This window comes from Pseudomonas sp. H3_A02, assembly GCF_054671965.1.
Genome location: NZ_CP162807.1, coordinates 1,311,134 through 1,327,707, shown reverse-complemented (window position 1 = coordinate 1,327,707; position 16,574 = coordinate 1,311,134). Strand labels below are relative to the sequence as shown.

The following is a 16,574-nucleotide window of genomic DNA, read 5'->3' as shown; positions in this document are numbered from 1 at the left end:
CAGGGAAAGCCAGATGACAGAAACCGTCACAACCACCATGAGTTTTACCTCCGAAGTCACCCTCAGGGAGGCGGTGCTCAATCAAATGCTTGCAGGGCCCACCTCCCCGGAGGTTGCCAGCCTGCTGCTGAGCAAAGCCCTCAAGAGAATGTACTCGACGCTGGACCTCGATCCACACAATACGGTGGTCGGCGAACCGAATTGGGACGTCGTCGACGGCAACATCGTGGAGCTTCCCACCCGCTATAAATCCCTCAGCGATCTGTTGGCCGAGCGCGTGAGTGAGAGCGAGTCGACCTTGCTGATCGAAGGACTGCATTTTTTGACAAAGCTGCCCCTCACTTCTCCGCCGGTGCATCTGCCGGTGCGTATCACCCTGATCGGACTGCTGATCAACGAACTGGTCCCCGCCATGGCGTCCGCTTTCCAGGAACAACAACTGGTGTACTGGAACACCCCACTCGGCACGGCCGGCCCACGCTGGCATGAGCTTTCCAGCAACCTGCGCAAGATCTGGAACGTCAGCCAGGTCCGGGGCTGGACGGCAACTGAATGCGACATGGCCAGGCAGTTGTTCCTTTACCCGGACCTGCAGGACCGCAAGCGCCACGACCGCTATGACAGCCATGCCTATTTGATCGATATCGATGAAATGGACGGCGATACGGTCAGACGCGTGAACGAAAACTCGATCGTGGTCTTGATCGGAAAGATCGACCGCAAAGAAGTCATTCTTACGTACTCGCTGCGCAACGGTTATGAGAAGTTCGCTTCACAAGACGCGTTGGGTCAATCGCTGCCGACTCATCTGAACAGCGCCAAGCGCACACAAATCCAGTGGCGGCTGTATGAGCCCGACGGCAATGTGTTCGATCACAAGGCCTGTGGGCTGATCGCCATGCAGGTCAAAGTCATCGGGGATCCCGGGTTCCTGGAAGGCCTGATCACCGACGAGCGCGAACAGGCGGACAACGACGGACCGGACCGGGCTAACGAACCTGCCGAGGACTGGTTTCAGAAGCAGATTCCCGGTTGGTTGCAAGCCGCGCCGACATCCGACCAGTTCCTGTTCGCCCAACACCTGAAAAACCTGTCGGCGCTGGGCAGTGCCCATGCCGGCAAGACCTACCTGGAGGGTATTCCCTCCATCAAGCAGTACACGTTGAACAGGCTCAAGCAGCAGATGTTATCGGACCATGCCGACGCCTCGACCCTCGACCTGGAAAGCATCGAGGTCCAGATACGCAGCCCGGTGGTCTGGGGGACGTTCGTGGTCCCCGGCAAAATCCAGACCACGCGGTTCAGCCTCGTTGAGCTGGCCTTGCAAAACCTGATTGCGCTGCCCCTGGGGGACAAAATAGTCAGGTCACTCCACGGCCATGCATTGCCCGAATGGATGACCGCCGATTACGTCGAAAGCCTCGTCACCCAAATCGACATCGGTCGCGTTTATCCCAACCTGATCAAAACCCAACTCCTCGACGATCCGGCCGAATCCACCCGCCGCGAAAGCCTCTACACCGCTCAGTTACGCATCCAGTTACCGCTGCTGGCGCTGGAGAGCAAAATCCGGGGCCTGGGGGACATCGATGAACGGGGTTACCGTTATGTCGCCGCGCTGATGGAGCCCAAGGCATCCGAGCGCCAGGTCGATGGGCAAACCATCGTCCTGCGCCAATTGGCGTTCGAATCCAAGCATGCACTGAGCACCTCGGCAGACGTCGTCACCAACATGTTCGTGATCGGCCCGAAAGAGCCGGATGCCGGCCCCTGCCTGCTTTATCGACCATTGCTTGAGCCGCAGCTGTGTCAGTACCCGGCGTTCAGCAACCTGATCTACGCCATCCGGCAAACCGCCTCCTTGCGCCAATCGGTACTGGCGTGGCTGCCCGATGGGGTACGTGCCACTTACAGCCGGTTCGTTTTCCCCGGCGCCCTGCCTTCGCCTTGGGCCATTGCGGAGTTTGCGGCCGACCCTGTGTCGTCGTGGCTCAATAGCGCCCCCATCGGTTTGAGCGAGAAAACCCTGGGGGCTGATTTCCTGCCGCAGTTGTTCAAAGCCAACGCCGATGCCTTGGTCGAGCTGGCCGATCGGCAATCGGTGTCCAACAGCGAAAATCGGTGGGCCACCTTCAAACAGGCCGGCTGGTTGATTTTCAATCTGGCGCTGCCTTACCTGGGCAGCTCCGTGGGTACCGCGGCCTGGCTCTGGCAAATCCTGGACGACCTTGAAACGTTGACCCAGAGCGACGAAGCCTCCAACCGCCAAGCCACTTGGGAAGCCTTCATCGACCTGCTGCTGAACATGGCCATGGCGATCACGACTCACGCCATCGACCGCGCCAGGGAAAACGCGGACAGCCGTCGACCGGCGGCGCCAGCGGTCGTTCATGAATCGCAAAGCCCGACAAAACCTGAACTCGTGATCGAGCGGCTCGCCCCGTTAACGCAAAAGAAACCGTCACCTGAGCACTATGACGCCATCCGCGCTAGCGGTGCCTTGACAGACCAACCCGCAAAACGCGCCAAGCTGCTTGAATCCTTCAGCGTGAGCGAACCTGAAAACGCCGAACAGCCCATGATCGAAGGCGCGCTCAAAGGGCTCTACCAGCAGGGCGGGAACTGGTACGCAAAAATCGCCAGCCAGTGGTTCGACGTAACGGTGGAGGGCGAGCATGTGTCCATCGTCGATGCAAACGAGCCCACGCGCACCGGCCCTCCACTGATCAATGATGCGGCAGGCGAATGGCGTGTCGACACTCGCCTGCGTTTGCGCGGCAGCGGGTCAAAAGGTGTCAGGCAGAAAGTCATCGCGGATGCGAAACGCCTCAGTAACCGACTGCTTGCCGAACTGAACCGGTTTGAGGAAAGGAAAACCCAGAACCAGAAGCTGCTGACCATGAACGCCAAGGAGATGAGCCAGGCATCGGGCGCTTCCAGGGAAGCCCGGCGCAACGTTTATTTGAGTACATTGAAAACCCAGCGGGAAAGCTATGAAGAAGCGTTGGAGATCCTGATTCAGTGGCCCGTCTTCCAATCGAGGCCCGACGCACCTCAAGCCAGGCTCGGTTACCTGAACGCGCAAATCAACTTCACGTTCGAAGAGATAGACACCTTACAGGAGCGATTCGCCCCGGCCCTGAAAACCGCCGTGGACATGACCACCTCGAACATCGAGCACGTGGAGCAAGAACACGTTGATGCCGCCGACAGCATGATCAGGATCGGTGACGACATGATCGAGCGCCTGGATTACATGGAGACGCGCTTCTCCAGGCTGAGGAAGGTCGGGCGCGAAGGCGTTGAACTGCTCCGACAACACCGGGGGAGGATGCCGTCCTACACGAGCGATGCGATCCGGCTCATCCAGTTGGACATGTATCGCCACCTCTGCTTGTCACTGGAAAGCATCCCCGACATTCCCGAAGGCTGGGCCGACATGAACCAGCTTGTCGATAACACCACGATCGCATTTCAAAGCCTGCACGACGCCATCGATGAACGCAGCGTGATCCGCCTGGACGAGCAGATCGATACATTCGGCAGCCTGACGGAGCAGTTCACCGCCATCCAAGAGCATCTCCAATACCTGGGCGAGGAATACAAGGACAGCGTCCGTTCAACCGAACTCAATCGACTGGGCAGGCAGGTCGGCAATCTTAAAAAACGGGCGTTGAATCAGTTGGCCCGCGCCCTCGATGAAAGAAGCAACCGGCGAAGCGAAGCCGGCCCTTATCGGGAACGCCCAAGGCCCAGGAAGAAATTCATCCGGGCGCGTTTTTGGGGCCTGGTCAGCGGGGAACCCCGTTTGACCAAGACCCTGGAAGAAACCGATTGGGTCGATGTCAAACACCCTCTCACGGATCGCATCATCGCCACCTTCCATCGCAAGGAAACCGGCGAGTGGCTGCCCCATGTGAATACCGATACGCCGTTGGCCGTCCCGGCGCTGGGCACCAGCATCACCAAGGGCAAGGCGCTGCTCGACGGATTGATGGCGTTCAAGGCGCAGGTCGAGCAATACACGAAGAAACCAGAGCGGTCGCCCACCGGTATCGGCCTGCTTCTGAACGCACACGCCAACCGAATGGAGAAAGTCGCCATCGCGATCACCAAGGGCCTGGACAATGCGTCGAACGAAACGGTGGGCATTTCGGCAGATCAACAACGTGTGGCGCAATCCACGCGCACGGCACTCAAGAAGGCATCGAAAACCCTTCACGACGAAAGCTTCGAAACCGTACTGAACGTCATCAAGCAACGCCCGCCGACCATGAGCGACATCATCTGGCTTAAGAGCCGAAACCAGATTTCCATCACCAAGCAAAAAAATCGACAACGCATCAAAGTCCCTGTGCATGGCTATCTCGACCGATATGAGATCAAGGACCTGACCACCAATAAGACTCTCTGGTTTGCCGATTTCCATTACTCGAGGAACTGGGTGCCGCCTCATGCGTTCCTTTCCGCGCGTTTGAGAACACCTGAGCAGGTCAGTCAAGGGATAAGCGTCGAGTCCACCCAGGCACTTAATCAGCGGCAACTGATGGAGCATTACCGCAGCGAAATTGCCGTGGATCAGGCCAAGGAAGTGTTTTTTTCAAAACAATCATGACGGTAAAAACCAGGGCATCCACAGATGTCCTGGTTCCGCGTCTTCAGATTTTCCAGGCAGTTGCCAGGTTCGCCAGCGCGACGGCTATCGCCGCTGGCGGGACCGCTGCGAACCCCAGCACCAAGCCGGCGCGTACCTGGGACGACGTTGTCGCCGGCAACCAGTAGCTACTCAAGCCATTGACTTCCACGCCTGCGCTGACCGCTTGGGCGATCAGCTCGTGCTCACGTTCAATGCTGTCCACCGGCACCGTGACATGGAGCCCGGCCACCACCGTGGGCATGGCGCCGACACCCGCAACGGCCTTCGGCCAGCCCGCCAGCAACGCGTCCCGCCGGGCCAGGGCTGCCCTGCGCATCCGCCGGATATGCCGCTGGAAATGCCCGGCGGCCATGAACTCGGCCATCACCGCCTGGGTGCTGACTTCGGAGTGGCGCACGTCCACGGCGCGGCGCCGGGCGAAGGCGTTGACCAGGCCTGGCGGCAGCACCAGGTAGCCCAGGCGCAAGGCCGGGAACGCCACTTTGCCGAACGTGCCGACGTAGAGCACCCGCCCCTGGCGATCCAGTGCCGCCAAGGGCGCCAGGGGCGCGCCGCTGTAGCGGTACTCGCCGTCGTAGTCGTCCTCGACGATCCAGCCGTCGTTGCGTTCGGCCCAGGCCAGCAGTTCCAAGCGCCGTGGCAGGCTCATGACGACCCCGGTCGGATACTGGTGGGACGGGGTGACGTAGGCCAGCCGACAGTGGCTCAACCCATCGAGCGCCGTGCAATCCAAACCATCGCCATCCACCGGCACGCCCCGGACATCGGCACCGGCAACGGCGAACGCATGTCCGGCCGCGCGATAGCCGGGATTTTCCACCGCCACGACGTCGCCCGGGTCCACCAGCAGCTGTGCACAAAGGCTGATGCCCTGCTGTGCGCCACTGGTGATCACAATTTGTTCAGCCGTGCAGTGCAGCCCCCGGGAGCTGCGTAAATAAGCGGCGATCAGCCCGCGCAAGCGCGCATCCCCTTGGGAATCGCCATAACACAGCTGTTGCAGGTCCGGCTTGCGCCAGAAAGCCGCATTCAGCTTGGCCCAGACGTCGAAAGGGAACAGATCGAAAGCCGGCACACCGACCCTGAATGCTCGCGGCGGGCCACTGGGCGGCTGGGGCAAATGGTGGTTTTCGACACGATTCAACGCACCGCTGTGGATAACTTTACTGGATGGAATCACAGGCAAATCGAGCCAGTCTGTGGATAAGGCTGTGGGTAAGCCTGTTGAAAACCCTGTGGATACTTTTGTGGATATGTTTTTCAGCGGCAATGTTGTCGAGGACAGTTTCGCCACGTAAGTACCGTCACCGACCCGCCCCTCGATGAAACCCTCGGCGTAGAGCTGGTCGTAGGCGCGCACCACACTGTTGCGCGAGATCGACAAGGCCGCCGCCAGATCGCGGCTGGCCGGCAGGCGCGTGCCGCTAGCCAGGCGTCCGTCCAGCACTCGGGCACGCAATGCCTGGTACAGCTGACGGCTGAGCCCCTGGCGGCGATCCAACTCGATGCCAGCGGGGTTGAATGACAGTGGCGGCACGGCGTTGTGCATGACAGCCCTCAGCAATGGACCTATCGAATTGGCCAGAAGTGGCTCTTACAACAGACCAATAGCCTGCCTAGGATGCTCGCATTCGCCAAGGAAAATCGTCATGTACAACCCCAAAGCCTTTGCCGTCGACGACCTGCCCCAGTTGCACCAGATGATGAGTGATTGCCGCCTGGCCGTGTTGGTCACCCACGGTGAACACGGTTTGCAGGCCAGCCATTTGCCGCTGTTGCTGGACACGCAACAGGGGCCGAACGGCAGCCTCTACGGGCACATGGCCCGGGCCAATCCACAATGGCGCGACCTGGAAGCCGGCGCCGAGGCCCTGGTGATATTCGCCGGTGCCGAGGCCTACGTCAGCCCGGGCTTCTACCCGAGCAAGGCTGAACACGGCAAGGTCGTGCCGACCTGGAATTACGTGGCCGTACACGCCTATGGCAGCGCCGAGGTGTTCAGCGACGCCCATCGCCTGCGCAACCTGGTCAGCGCCCTCACCGACCGCCACGAAAGCGCTCGCGCCCAGCCCTGGAAACTCGATGACGCACCGGCCGAATACATCGACAGCATGCTCAAGGCCATCGTCGGCTTCGCCCTGCCCATCCAGCGCCTGGAAGGCAAGCGCAAGCTCAGCCAGAACCGCAGCCCCGAGGATGTCGCTGGGGTACGCAATGGCCTCGCCACCAGCCCCGATCCACAGGACCGGGCGCTCGCCCACCTGATGCCTGAACAATCGACCAAGGAGTGAACATGAGCCAACTCGACATCCGCCGCGTCAGCGCCGACGATCACGCCGCCTGGCTGCCGTTGTGGCACGCCTACCTGCGCTTCTACAACACCGAACTGCCGGAGGCGGTCAGCCAAAACACCTGGCAGCGCTTGCTCGATGAGCGTGAACCGACCCATGCTGCCCTGGCCTGGAATGGCGACACGGCGGTGGGCCTGGTGCACTTTATCTATCACCGCTCGAACTGGAGCATTGAGAATTCCTGCTACCTGCAAGATTTGCTGGTGACGGAACAGCGCCGTGGCACCGGCGTAGGTCGCCAGCTCATCGAGTTCGTCTACGCCACCGCCAAGGCCGATGGCTGCTGCAAGGTGCACTGGTTGACCCACGAAACCAACGCCACGGCGATCCAGCTGTACGAGCGCATCGCCGAACGCCCAGGCTTCATTCAATTTCGCAAAGCCCTTTAAGGAGCGCCTTATGTCGACTTCACTCGCTGATTGGAAAGGTGTCCCGGCGCCGTCTGCGCAATTGCTCGAAGGGCGTTTCATCCGCCTGGAAAAACTCGACCCGGCGCGGCATGCCGATGGCCTGTGGCAAGCCCTCGAAGGCCCCGGCGCCGACCCGAAACTCTGGGATTACTTGCCCTATGGCCCGTTCAAGGATCGCGGCGCGTTCGATGCATGGCTGAACAACCACGCCGCCAACACCGACCCGTATTTCTTCAGCGTGATCGACCGCGCCAGCGGCGAGGTGCAGGGCATTCTCAGCCTCATGTCCATCGTCCCGGCCCAGGGTCGCATCGAGATTGGCCACGTGACCTTCGGCGCGCCGATGCAGCGCTCGCCGAAAAGCACCGAGGCGGTTTATCTGCTGGCCAAGGAGTCGTTCGCCCTGGGTTATCGTCGCCTGGAGTGGAAGTGCAACAACGCCAACGCTCGCTCCAAATACGCTGCCGAGCGGCTGGGGTTCACGTTCGAGGGCGTGTTCCGCCAACACATGGTGGTCAAGGGCCAGAACCGCGACACCGCCTGGTACTCGATGCTGGACTCGGAATGGCCCACCATCGGCGCCGGGTTCGAGCGCTGGTTGAGCGACGAGAACCAGCGTGAGGACGGGCAAGTGCGTGGTTTGGTGGAGTGTCGATCCTAAGTCAGCTACCGACCACCTACCCTATGGCGGACTGTAATCCCCTCGCCACGGTTATTGGCTGGAAACCCAATACCCGCCACACCACCACCCCTGTGGCGAGGGCCCTTGTTACGGTACATCACTCGGGTATCGGCGTTTTGCGTGTAGCCAGGAATGATCGAAGCGATTCGGGGGTCACCCCCGGTCCGACGTATTGCCAGGCCCAGTCCGGTATCGTTCCATGACGACTCAGGTAAAGCGCGAGCGTCAGGCGGCTGTGTTCGGCAAACGTTCCTGGAAAGTCAAAGTTGTGCAGAAGTGCCAGGACCTGTCTCGGGGTTACGTTATAAGTGCCGAGAATAACCTGATGGGCGCGGGCTTCATCGGCGGCAAGGCCGTCGATCAACGCGCTGGTGAACGCCGACTCGGAACTCAGCGAATCAGGCCGCGCCAGTGTTTGCCGGATATTCTCATCGCTGAACTGCGGCCCCACCAAGTCTTCCCAGATTCTCCGGGCGCTACGCGCAGAGATACCGGGCATGGTTTGAATGGATTGCCAGAGGTACGGGACCTCGAACAAAACCGCGATCCGGCTGTTGGGAACCCTCTGCCCTGTCATGGTGAACAAACCCGTGGCATTCGACATATTGCTCTTATCGAGATAACGCACGCCTTGGAGAAAATCCCAAAATTCCACTAATTCATTCTGACGGTAAACAAGGTTGCGTAGATTGCTATCACTGAACGGCCCCATCCAATCAATGTCAATGCGGCCCCATCTCACCAACTCTTGATAACGGCTGCTGGCATATTCGGCAATGATTTGAAGTCGCGTGTTATTCAATGCCGGATTACGTATCCATGCCGCAAGATTCTTCACCGGAAACAGGCCGCCCAAATTGGAACCGATCACGGGACTGCGCAGCAGGATCTGGGCCCGCCTCAACAAGGCGGGGTGACGCCCGAGGGTCACAGTGAGCAGGTCCGTGAGGTCCTCGACCCTGTCGTAGTATTTGAACTGGTCCATCAGATCATCGTCGTCGATGACCTTGCCCGTTTCATGCTCGTATCGACTACTCACTTTTTCGAGATCATCGTGATCTACCAGATACTTACCATCGAGTAGTTCTTCGAGCTGATCGGGATTGAGCCGACCATGCACGGCTTCATCGTATTTGACGAAGGCCATGTCATTGCGAGGATGATGGTCTGTCAGGTCACGGGCCCTGATACCGTACTCAAGCATGATGTGCACCACGTCCTGAGTGAGCATGAGGTATTCATTATTGAGCAGCTCGGCGATTTCCCGACTGTTGATGGGCTGCAGCAGCACATCCTCGAAGAACGCCTGCAAGGCCTGATCCTTTTGCGCGTAATACGGAATGCTGCTCAGCGCCAAGATTCCCGGCGGGCGGGGTGATAAAAATTTCCCAATGTATTGCAGGATCTCCGGCGGCAAGTCAGCCACTTGGGCCTGGTTCAATACCCTGCGCTCCATTTCTCTTGCATACAGGTCCAAGTAATTGCGCAGCGGCTGGAACAAGCCATTTGGATTGTCACCGCCATAGATGATTCGGGTGAGATCGAGCACGGCCGACTGGTCCATGATATCTGCCAGCGTCCGTGCATTATCAGAGAGCGCTTGCTGAAGCCCGGAGGGTTGCGCCACCAGGTAGTCGCCCACCTCCGGGTGCAGATCGATGTAATCGGCCAGGTCGTTGCGCAATCCCTGCATCGAAAACCTCTCCGACGCCAGCCCCTCGTTCAGTCCCCGGGCGGTGGCATTGAAGAAGCAGTCTCCGTTGGCATCGAACTCGACGACCTCTTCCCCCAACATCAGGTTGTAATGGTTCTCACCGATTCGGCTCAAAACGACATCGGTGTCTGATCGAAGCGGATGATTAATCTCCGGATAAGCCCGTTCACTCTGTCCCGGCGTAAAACGCACTGACCAGTCTTGACGGTCCGGTCTTTGCTCGATGATCAACAAGCTGCGGTTGCGTGGCCAATTCGGCAGCCGGGTAATGAGGGCCGGGACCAGATCCATGATCTCGACGTCCCACTCGCCAGACGTGCGCACCAGATCGGCAGCGGTGCGAGACGATGTGGCAGACCTCTTGGGATTCGAGGGGCCTGGCTGAGGGGACGTCGCCCGCGAACGCTTGCCACCGCCCCAACCATGGCCTACCGAGCGCCACTCCCCATCGGGCATCCGCGCCACGGTACTTCTGCTCACGCCACTGGAGCGGATGCTCAACCCCGTGACAGGGTCGACGATGTTGGCCTCGGTGGCCCTCAACCGCGTATGGTCGTGCACCCGGAACACCGTCCCGTCGGGTTGCCGCACATACACCGGACGGGTCACGCTCCCCGTGGCGTTCTGAGTGATCGTGGGGCGATAAAACCCCTGGGGATCCGGGGTGACGCCTTGCAGCAGCGAGGTATCCGTCACCGCATAACGGCGATAGAGCGCCTCCTCCAGCGGCAGCCCGCCCAGCGCTTCGGCCTGGTTTGGGCGAGCCGTCATCGCCAGGAAAGTGGACCGGCCGCGTACCGGCACGTTCACCCCACCGGCCAGCCCTTTCTGCACATGGTTTGCCACGCGATCGACGAACGCCAGGGTGGGCAGGTTCGTGGGCACGGCACCGGTCCTGAGCACCAGCAGACCTGTGTTGATGGCGCGCTTGAGCATCTGGAAACCGGGCACCAGCAGCAGCCCGGCCAAGTCAAAAATGATCTCGACCGCCATCATCGCCAGCTTCGCCGCGGTTTGATGACTGATGTCCCGGTTGCTGTTGGAGCGGTGATCCGCGTAGGCGCTTTGGAAGTCGACGTAGGCTCGGTGGAGCTCTTCAAAAAGATCGCCATTGAGCAACACCCCACGAACCAGCGGACGACCGCCCTGCTGCCCCAATGAACGCTTTATCTGCGTGGGGTCCAGCGTGGAAATACGCGAACGGAAATATGCCTGCCATTCCTTTTTCGGCAACAGCTCGACAATACCGTCGCTCAGGTCGGCGAACTCACGAAAATCATCGCCACCGGGGCTGTCCGGGAAATAAACGCCCACGGTGCCCTGGATATCCGGGCCGTCCTGATCGGAAAAAATCAACACACCATCGATACTGACTGCATTGTTGAGCGCATCTTGCTGCCCACCCGCCCCCACGCTGCCGCCCAGCACCAAGCCATGGACACAGACCTTGCGCCCATCGACCAAGGCCCGCCCCGCCGCTGTCGGCGAACGCAGCACCGTGTCCAGCCAGAAAGCCACCCGCTTGCGTGACCTCGGTGGGTCGAAAGCCTTATCGAGCACGGTGGTCTTGAACACTTCGTCGCCCCTGAGCGAAGCCTCGTAGCCCTTGAATTGCAAATTAGCCAGATACGCCGCCTGCCAAGCGGCCTTGTAGCGAGGTCTATTCATCTCCTTGCGCAGCAGGGTTTCATAACGGCCCCCGATATCAAGTTGGTTCGCCATCTCGGCCAGTTGCTTGCCCGTCAGCGTGACAAAAAAGCCATTGGCCGGGTGTTTGACACGTTGGCCATGTCGATCGAGCAGATAAACCGGCAGGACTTCCCTCATCGCATTCGGGTATTGATGCGGGCGCAGGTTATCGAGCATCAATTGGGTCAGGCTGCTGGTGCGGAACTGGCTCGGACGGGCGCTGCCGCCCTGGAACAGCGTGACCATGGTGTTGTCCGGGTCCGGCTCAATGCCCGGGTTCACGGTGCGCTCAAGGTACTGCCTGATCTGCTGGCGCGCAAACTGCAGCAGCGTCTGGACACCGCCGCCCAAGGCGTAGACCGCCTTGAATACCTGCCCCTCCAGGCGACGATAGTGGGCCTGCTCGGAACGGGTCGCGGCCCGGTAGAAACCTGGGCGATTGTTTTCCACCAGGGTTTGCTGGCGCACCGCCAGGGGCCCGGCCAGTGCCAACATGGGCAGGCCCAGCGCACTTTCCGCACGCTGCGCGAAGGTGTTCAACGGGACCGTCTCGTTGCCTGGCGCATTCAGGACCGTTTCCAGGGCAGCGCTTTGCAACTGCAGCAGGTCATCGGCCGCGACTTCGAATACATGCCCGGACAGCTCGGAGGAAATGTCGAGGATCGTGCGCTCCTGCCCGTCGTGGGTCGGCTGCACATTGCTGATCAGGTCCTGGACCGAGCGGAAGCGCTGTATGCCGCCTTCCAGGGAGTACAGGAACAATGTCAGCCGATCGGTAAACTTGATCACCATCGCCGCGGGCCATTTCTGCGGGGCGGCCGTGCCCATGTCCAGCATCACGCTGTAGACATGGGGGATGGGGGCCAGCAGCAACCGGTCTCGGTCCGCCTTGGCGGGATGGGTGGTGATGATGTCCAGCAAGCGATCTTCATCTTTCTGCTGAATGCGCTCACTCGGTGTGAGTCCGCTGGCCGGCCCCCGATCGACTTTGTACAGATTGAAAAAATGCAGGAATCGCAGGGAAAGCCAATGCGCGAAAGCCGCAGCCGTGGTGGGTAGCTCAAGGGTGTCTTCGCGGTAGTGACGATTGCGAAACTGGGTCAAGTCGTCGCGAAACTGGCGCTTCACGCGTTCATTCGTGGTGGGGTTGGCGAGATAGAGCACCGCCTCCATGGCCCGTAGATCCTGTAAATCCAGCGGGCCGACAAACAGACTGTCGGCTTCCTTCACCGAGTCTGGGCGGGTGAAGAAACCCACGCCGCCGTCCGTGTAGGTCGCGGGCGTGTCCGCCTGCAAGCATCGCCACAGGACGTCGGTAAAACTCTCCGAGGCCGTCAGTGCACGCCCACCGTTCGAGTCAGCCTTGAAGTGGCCCACATAGCAGAAGTCCGGATCGATCTCCGCAGGTCGTGAGGCCCGTAACTTGTGCGAGGGGATCTTGGTTTGCAGCGTGTCGACCAGCAAACGCTTGAGCACGGTGTCGAACGTGGGAAGGCCGGCGAACAGACGTGCCAGTTTTGCCTGGTTGGTGTCCAGCAAGCCCAATAACCTGGCCTGCTCTTTTCCCTTGGGGCTGAGCAGGTCGCCTTGAGCCGCGCTGTCGAGGCCGCTGGGTAACACGTCGGTGGGTTTAAGGGAGACAACAGGGGTATTCGATGGCGCGCCTAGCTCATGTTCGGGAAAAATAGACATTCAAAGGTCCGGTTTTGATTGAGAAAACCGGACCCTATCCCGTCGTCGAAGCGCGAATGACATACATATGTATAGGCATCGCCGAGCAAGCGACGAGAATCGTAAGCTTGGATGTCCTGTCGGCAGCTCAGTCCAGCTGTTGCGCCAACACGGCAATATGCTCCGGCCCGATCCCGCAGCAGCCGCCCAGGTGATTGGCCCCGCGCTTGCGCCAGTCCGCCGCCCATTGCAGATAACCCGGTGGGTCGAGGTCTTCGCGCAACGGGTCCAATCCGTCGTTGGCCGTCGCTTCCTTCGGTTGCGGCGGGAAGGCGTTGGCGTAGGCACCGATGTCGATCTTCACCCCCAAGCGCTCGAAGGTGTCCCGCGCCGCATCGATGGCCGCGCCGATCACTTCCGGTTGGCTGCAGTTGAACAGCAGCACTTCGACGCCCAGTTCGGCCGCCACCGCCGCAGCGTCCGCCACCGGCTCGCCGGAACGCAGGCGTGGCACTTCATCGGTGTCTTCGTCTTTCAGGGTGAACGACAGCCAGAACGGCTTGCCGTCTTTCGGCAGGCCGGCGTGAATCGCCCGCGCTTCGACCGTGGAGCTTTGGGTCTCGGCGAGCCACAGGTCGACATGGGACGCCAGGCCGTTCACCAGGGGCGCCAGCAGTTCACTGGCGCGGGAAGCGTCGAACAGGTCCGGCCGATAGGAACCGAACAGCGGCGGCAATGACCCGGCCACCCGCACCGCTTTGCCTGAAGCCTGTACCGCCCGTTGCGCCAACTCGCCAGCCAGCGCAGCCAAGGCCTGGCCTTCGGCGGCGAAACGCGTTTCGCCAATATGGAACGGCACCACCGCATAGCTGTTGCTGGTGATCACCTGGGCGCCGCTGGCAATGTAGGCCGCGTGCACGGCTTCAACCGCCTGGGGCGCTTCGCTCAAGGCCAGGGCCGACCACTCAGGCTGCCGGAACGGCGCGCCCCGGCGTTGCAGTTCGCGGCCCATGCCGCCATCGAGAATAACTGTCGTTCCTGCGCCCATATGCGATTCACTCATAAGCTTATGAAAAATACTCACTACCGGAGTTGTTCTTATAACTATTTAATACGCACCATTCAGAGAACTACAACTTATTTTTCTAACAGGGCCTTCCCATGAAATTACCACCATTGCTGGCCCTGGGCCTGACGCTGCTGACCGCCGCTTCGCAAGCATTCGCCGGTGCCACGCTGGATCGCATCGAACAGAAAAAAGAGCTGGTCGGCGTGCTGATGGAAAGCTATCCACCCTTCTCGTTCCTCAATGACCAGAACCAGCTCGACGGTTTTGACGTGGACGTCGCCAAGGCCGTGGCGCAGAAACTGGGGGTGAAGCTGCGCCTGGAGACGCCGTCCTGGGACGTGATCGCGGCCGGTCACTGGAGCGGGCGCTATGACATCTGCATCTGCTCCATGACGCCGAGCAAGGCCCGCGCCGAAGTGTTCGATTTCCCGGTGCAGTACTACGCCTCGCCCGCGGTGATCGTGGTTAACGCCAAGGATGACCGTATCCACGGCGCCAAGGACTTGAGCGGCAAGAAGGTCGGCCTCACCAGCGCCTCCAGCTACGAGAGTTACCTGAACAAGAACCTGGTGATCGAAGGCGCCGAGGATACCCAACTGAGCTACCCGTTCGAGGACGTGCAGATCGCTCCGTACGACACCGACAACGTGGCGTTCCAGGACCTGGGCCTGGGCGCCGGCGTGCGCCTGGATGCGGTGCTGACCAACCTGGTGACCGCACAGCCGCGCCTGACCGAAGACAAGCGCTTCAAACTGGCCGGCAAGTCGCTCTACTTCGAACCGAACTCGGTGGCCATCGAAAAGGGCGATGCGCAGTGGGACAGCAAGGTGCGTGAAGTCTTTGCCCAGTTGAAACAGGACGGCACCTTGAGCAAACTCTCGCAGAAATGGATCGGCGCCGACATCACCCAATGACTTCTTTTCCACCCCCTCAGCCACCGCCACCGGTGGCTGAATCACGCCTGCAAAAAATCTTCGGTTTTCGTACCCGGCTGTACCTGACCTGGGCGGCCATGCTGGTGCTGTTCGCGAGTTTCTTCCTGAGCTTCGACCTGAAGTTCTCCATCATCCTCGACAAACTGCCGAACCTGCTGGGTGTGCACCTGGCGCCCAATGGCTTTTTGCAGGGTGCGGTGCTGACGTTGTTCCTGTGCCTGTGCTCGATCGTTGCGTCGTCATTGCTGGGCTTCATCACCGCCCTGGCGCGGCTGTCCAGCAGCGCGGTGGCGTTCGGCATCGCCAGTTTCTACGCGTCGTTCTTTCGCGGCACGCCCCTGCTGATCCAGATCCTGTTGATCTACCTGGGCCTGCCCCAACTGGGCGTGGTCCCAGGCGCCATCGCTGCCGGGATCATCGCCTTGTCGCTGAACTACGGCGCCTACCTGAGCGAAATCTTCCGCGCCGGCATTCTCGGCGTCCCCAATGGCCAACGCGAAGCCTCACTCGCCCTGGGCCTGAGCGAAACCGTGATCTTCTGGCGCGTCACCCTGCCCCAGGCCATGCGCACCATCATCCCGCCGACCACCAACCAATTCATCTCCATGCTCAAGGACTCTTCGTTGATCTCGGTGATGGGGGTTTGGGAGGTGATGTTCTTGGCGCAGTCTTATGGTCGCTCCAGCTATCGGTATATCGAGATGCTGACGACGGCGGCGATTATTTACTGGTTGATGTCCATTGCGTTGGAGCTGATTCAGGCGCGGATGGAGCGGCATTATGGGAAGGCTTATCTGAATAATCGTTGAGCTGAGGTGGGATTTTAAGGTCGCCGGACGTGCAGCCGAATCGCTAGCAAGTGAAGCTTGGAGATCACACCCACCGATGCTCCCCCCCAACACTTCCAGCGCATCGCAACCATCCTGCAACAACAGATGCGCGGCGTTGGCGAAATACTCCAGGTCATAACCCTAATGCTGCCGCGTCCGATCAAATTTGATCTGCATGACCTGTAGACGCCCCTCAGACTTCAATCAAACAGAAAGATCTACACATGCTGTAGGGCAATGCCTCAGTCCATGGAAGCCACCGCAACGATGCCTTGGTCGCAGCAAAGGCAGCCTACAGATTTCATCCGCTGTATCTTGCCCACCGCAAGGAGATGGCTGGCATCGCGTTCCGGGGTGAATTTTTAAAGTGCGGGTTCCCTTTATGAGAGACCGCACGATGCCTACCCCACCTGTGTACCCACTCCGACACCTCGCCCTGGCGATTGCCTTGGCGCTCGGTTGCGCCGATGTTTCGATGGCCCGGCAATCGACCCATGATGCTGTTGCTCCCCCCTCTGAAACAGCCCCCCAGCCGCAAACCCAACCCGAAAATTCGACCAAGGCGT

Annotated in this window: 9 protein-coding genes; 6 read left to right on the top strand and 3 right to left on the bottom strand. The window is 60.2% G+C overall.

The features are described 5' to 3' along the window. Positions 1 to 13: 13 nt before the first annotated feature. Positions 14 to 4,615: a dermonecrotic toxin domain-containing protein gene (locus AB4N80_RS05625; protein WP_460090540.1), complete on the top strand. Its 4,602-nt coding sequence runs from the start codon at positions 14 to 16 to the stop codon at positions 4,613 to 4,615. 43 nt (positions 4,616 to 4,658) lie between these two features. On the opposite strand, the gene pdxR is transcribed toward AB4N80_RS05625, so the two are convergent. Then, positions 4,659 to 6,206, bottom strand: a complete 1,548-nt coding sequence (gene pdxR, locus AB4N80_RS05620; protein ID WP_354335964.1) for a MocR-like pyridoxine biosynthesis transcription factor PdxR — start codon at positions 6,204 to 6,206, stop codon at positions 4,659 to 4,661. A 100-nt stretch (positions 6,207 to 6,306) separates the two neighbouring features. On the opposite strand from pdxR, the gene AB4N80_RS05615 reads away from it, so the two are divergent. From AB4N80_RS05615 to AB4N80_RS05605, 3 genes are read left to right on the top strand one after another with little or no spacing between them, the layout of a single operon-like run. Beyond that, positions 6,307 to 6,948 (top strand): FMN-binding negative transcriptional regulator, encoded by a 642-nt coding sequence (locus AB4N80_RS05615; RefSeq protein ID WP_460081069.1) that lies wholly within the window; start codon positions 6,307 to 6,309, stop codon positions 6,946 to 6,948. A 2-nt stretch (positions 6,949 to 6,950) separates the two neighbouring features. Next, a complete protein-coding gene (locus AB4N80_RS05610; protein ID WP_122567627.1) occupies positions 6,951 to 7,397 on the top strand; it encodes a GNAT family N-acetyltransferase in 447 nt (148 codons plus the stop codon). A gap of 10 nt (positions 7,398 to 7,407) precedes the next feature. Next, entirely contained in the window at positions 7,408 to 8,079 is a 672-nt protein-coding gene (locus tag AB4N80_RS05605) for a GNAT family N-acetyltransferase (RefSeq protein ID WP_122567628.1), read from the top strand. 118 nt (positions 8,080 to 8,197) lie between these two features. Here the strand turns inward: AB4N80_RS05605 and AB4N80_RS05600 are convergent, their stop codons facing one another. Continuing rightward, positions 8,198 to 13,195 (bottom strand): dermonecrotic toxin domain-containing protein, encoded by a 4,998-nt coding sequence (locus AB4N80_RS05600; RefSeq protein WP_460081065.1) that lies wholly within the window; start codon positions 13,193 to 13,195, stop codon positions 8,198 to 8,200. 127 nt (positions 13,196 to 13,322) lie between these two features. Beyond that, positions 13,323 to 14,222 carry a homocysteine S-methyltransferase family protein gene (locus tag AB4N80_RS05595; RefSeq protein WP_122567629.1) on the bottom strand — a complete coding sequence of 300 codons (900 nt, stop codon included), beginning with the start codon at positions 14,220 to 14,222 and terminating at the stop codon, positions 13,323 to 13,325. A 113-nt stretch (positions 14,223 to 14,335) separates the two neighbouring features. On the opposite strand from AB4N80_RS05595, the gene AB4N80_RS05590 reads away from it, so the two are divergent. Then, positions 14,336 to 15,157, top strand: coding sequence for an ABC transporter substrate-binding protein (locus tag AB4N80_RS05590; protein ID WP_460081061.1), 822 nt, complete (start codon positions 14,336 to 14,338; stop codon positions 15,155 to 15,157). Then, positions 15,154 to 15,987: an amino acid ABC transporter permease gene (locus AB4N80_RS05585; protein WP_024619059.1), complete on the top strand. Its 834-nt coding sequence runs from the start codon at positions 15,154 to 15,156 to the stop codon at positions 15,985 to 15,987. Before AB4N80_RS05590 ends, AB4N80_RS05585 begins: the two co-directional genes overlap by 4 nt. Positions 15,988 to 16,574: the final 587 nt, after the last annotated feature.

Bases quoted from the DNA above. Each gene is read 5' to 3' on its own strand.
- AB4N80_RS05625 (WP_460090540.1), top strand. From the start codon at position 14: ATGACAGAAACCGTCACAACCACCATGAGTTTTACCTCCGAAGTCACC.
- pdxR (WP_354335964.1), bottom strand. From the start codon at position 6,206: ATGCACAACGCCGTGCCGCCACTGTCATTCAACCCCGCTGGCATCGAG.
- AB4N80_RS05615 (WP_460081069.1), top strand. From the start codon at position 6,307: ATGTACAACCCCAAAGCCTTTGCCGTCGACGACCTGCCCCAGTTGCAC.
- AB4N80_RS05610 (WP_122567627.1), top strand. From the start codon at position 6,951: ATGAGCCAACTCGACATCCGCCGCGTCAGCGCCGACGATCACGCCGCC.
- AB4N80_RS05605 (WP_122567628.1), top strand. From the start codon at position 7,408: ATGTCGACTTCACTCGCTGATTGGAAAGGTGTCCCGGCGCCGTCTGCG.
- AB4N80_RS05600 (WP_460081065.1), bottom strand. From the start codon at position 13,195: ATGTCTATTTTTCCCGAACATGAGCTAGGCGCGCCATCGAATACCCCT.
- AB4N80_RS05595 (WP_122567629.1), bottom strand. From the start codon at position 14,222: ATGGGCGCAGGAACGACAGTTATTCTCGATGGCGGCATGGGCCGCGAA.
- AB4N80_RS05590 (WP_460081061.1), top strand. From the start codon at position 14,336: ATGAAATTACCACCATTGCTGGCCCTGGGCCTGACGCTGCTGACCGCC.
- AB4N80_RS05585 (WP_024619059.1), top strand. From the start codon at position 15,154: ATGACTTCTTTTCCACCCCCTCAGCCACCGCCACCGGTGGCTGAATCA.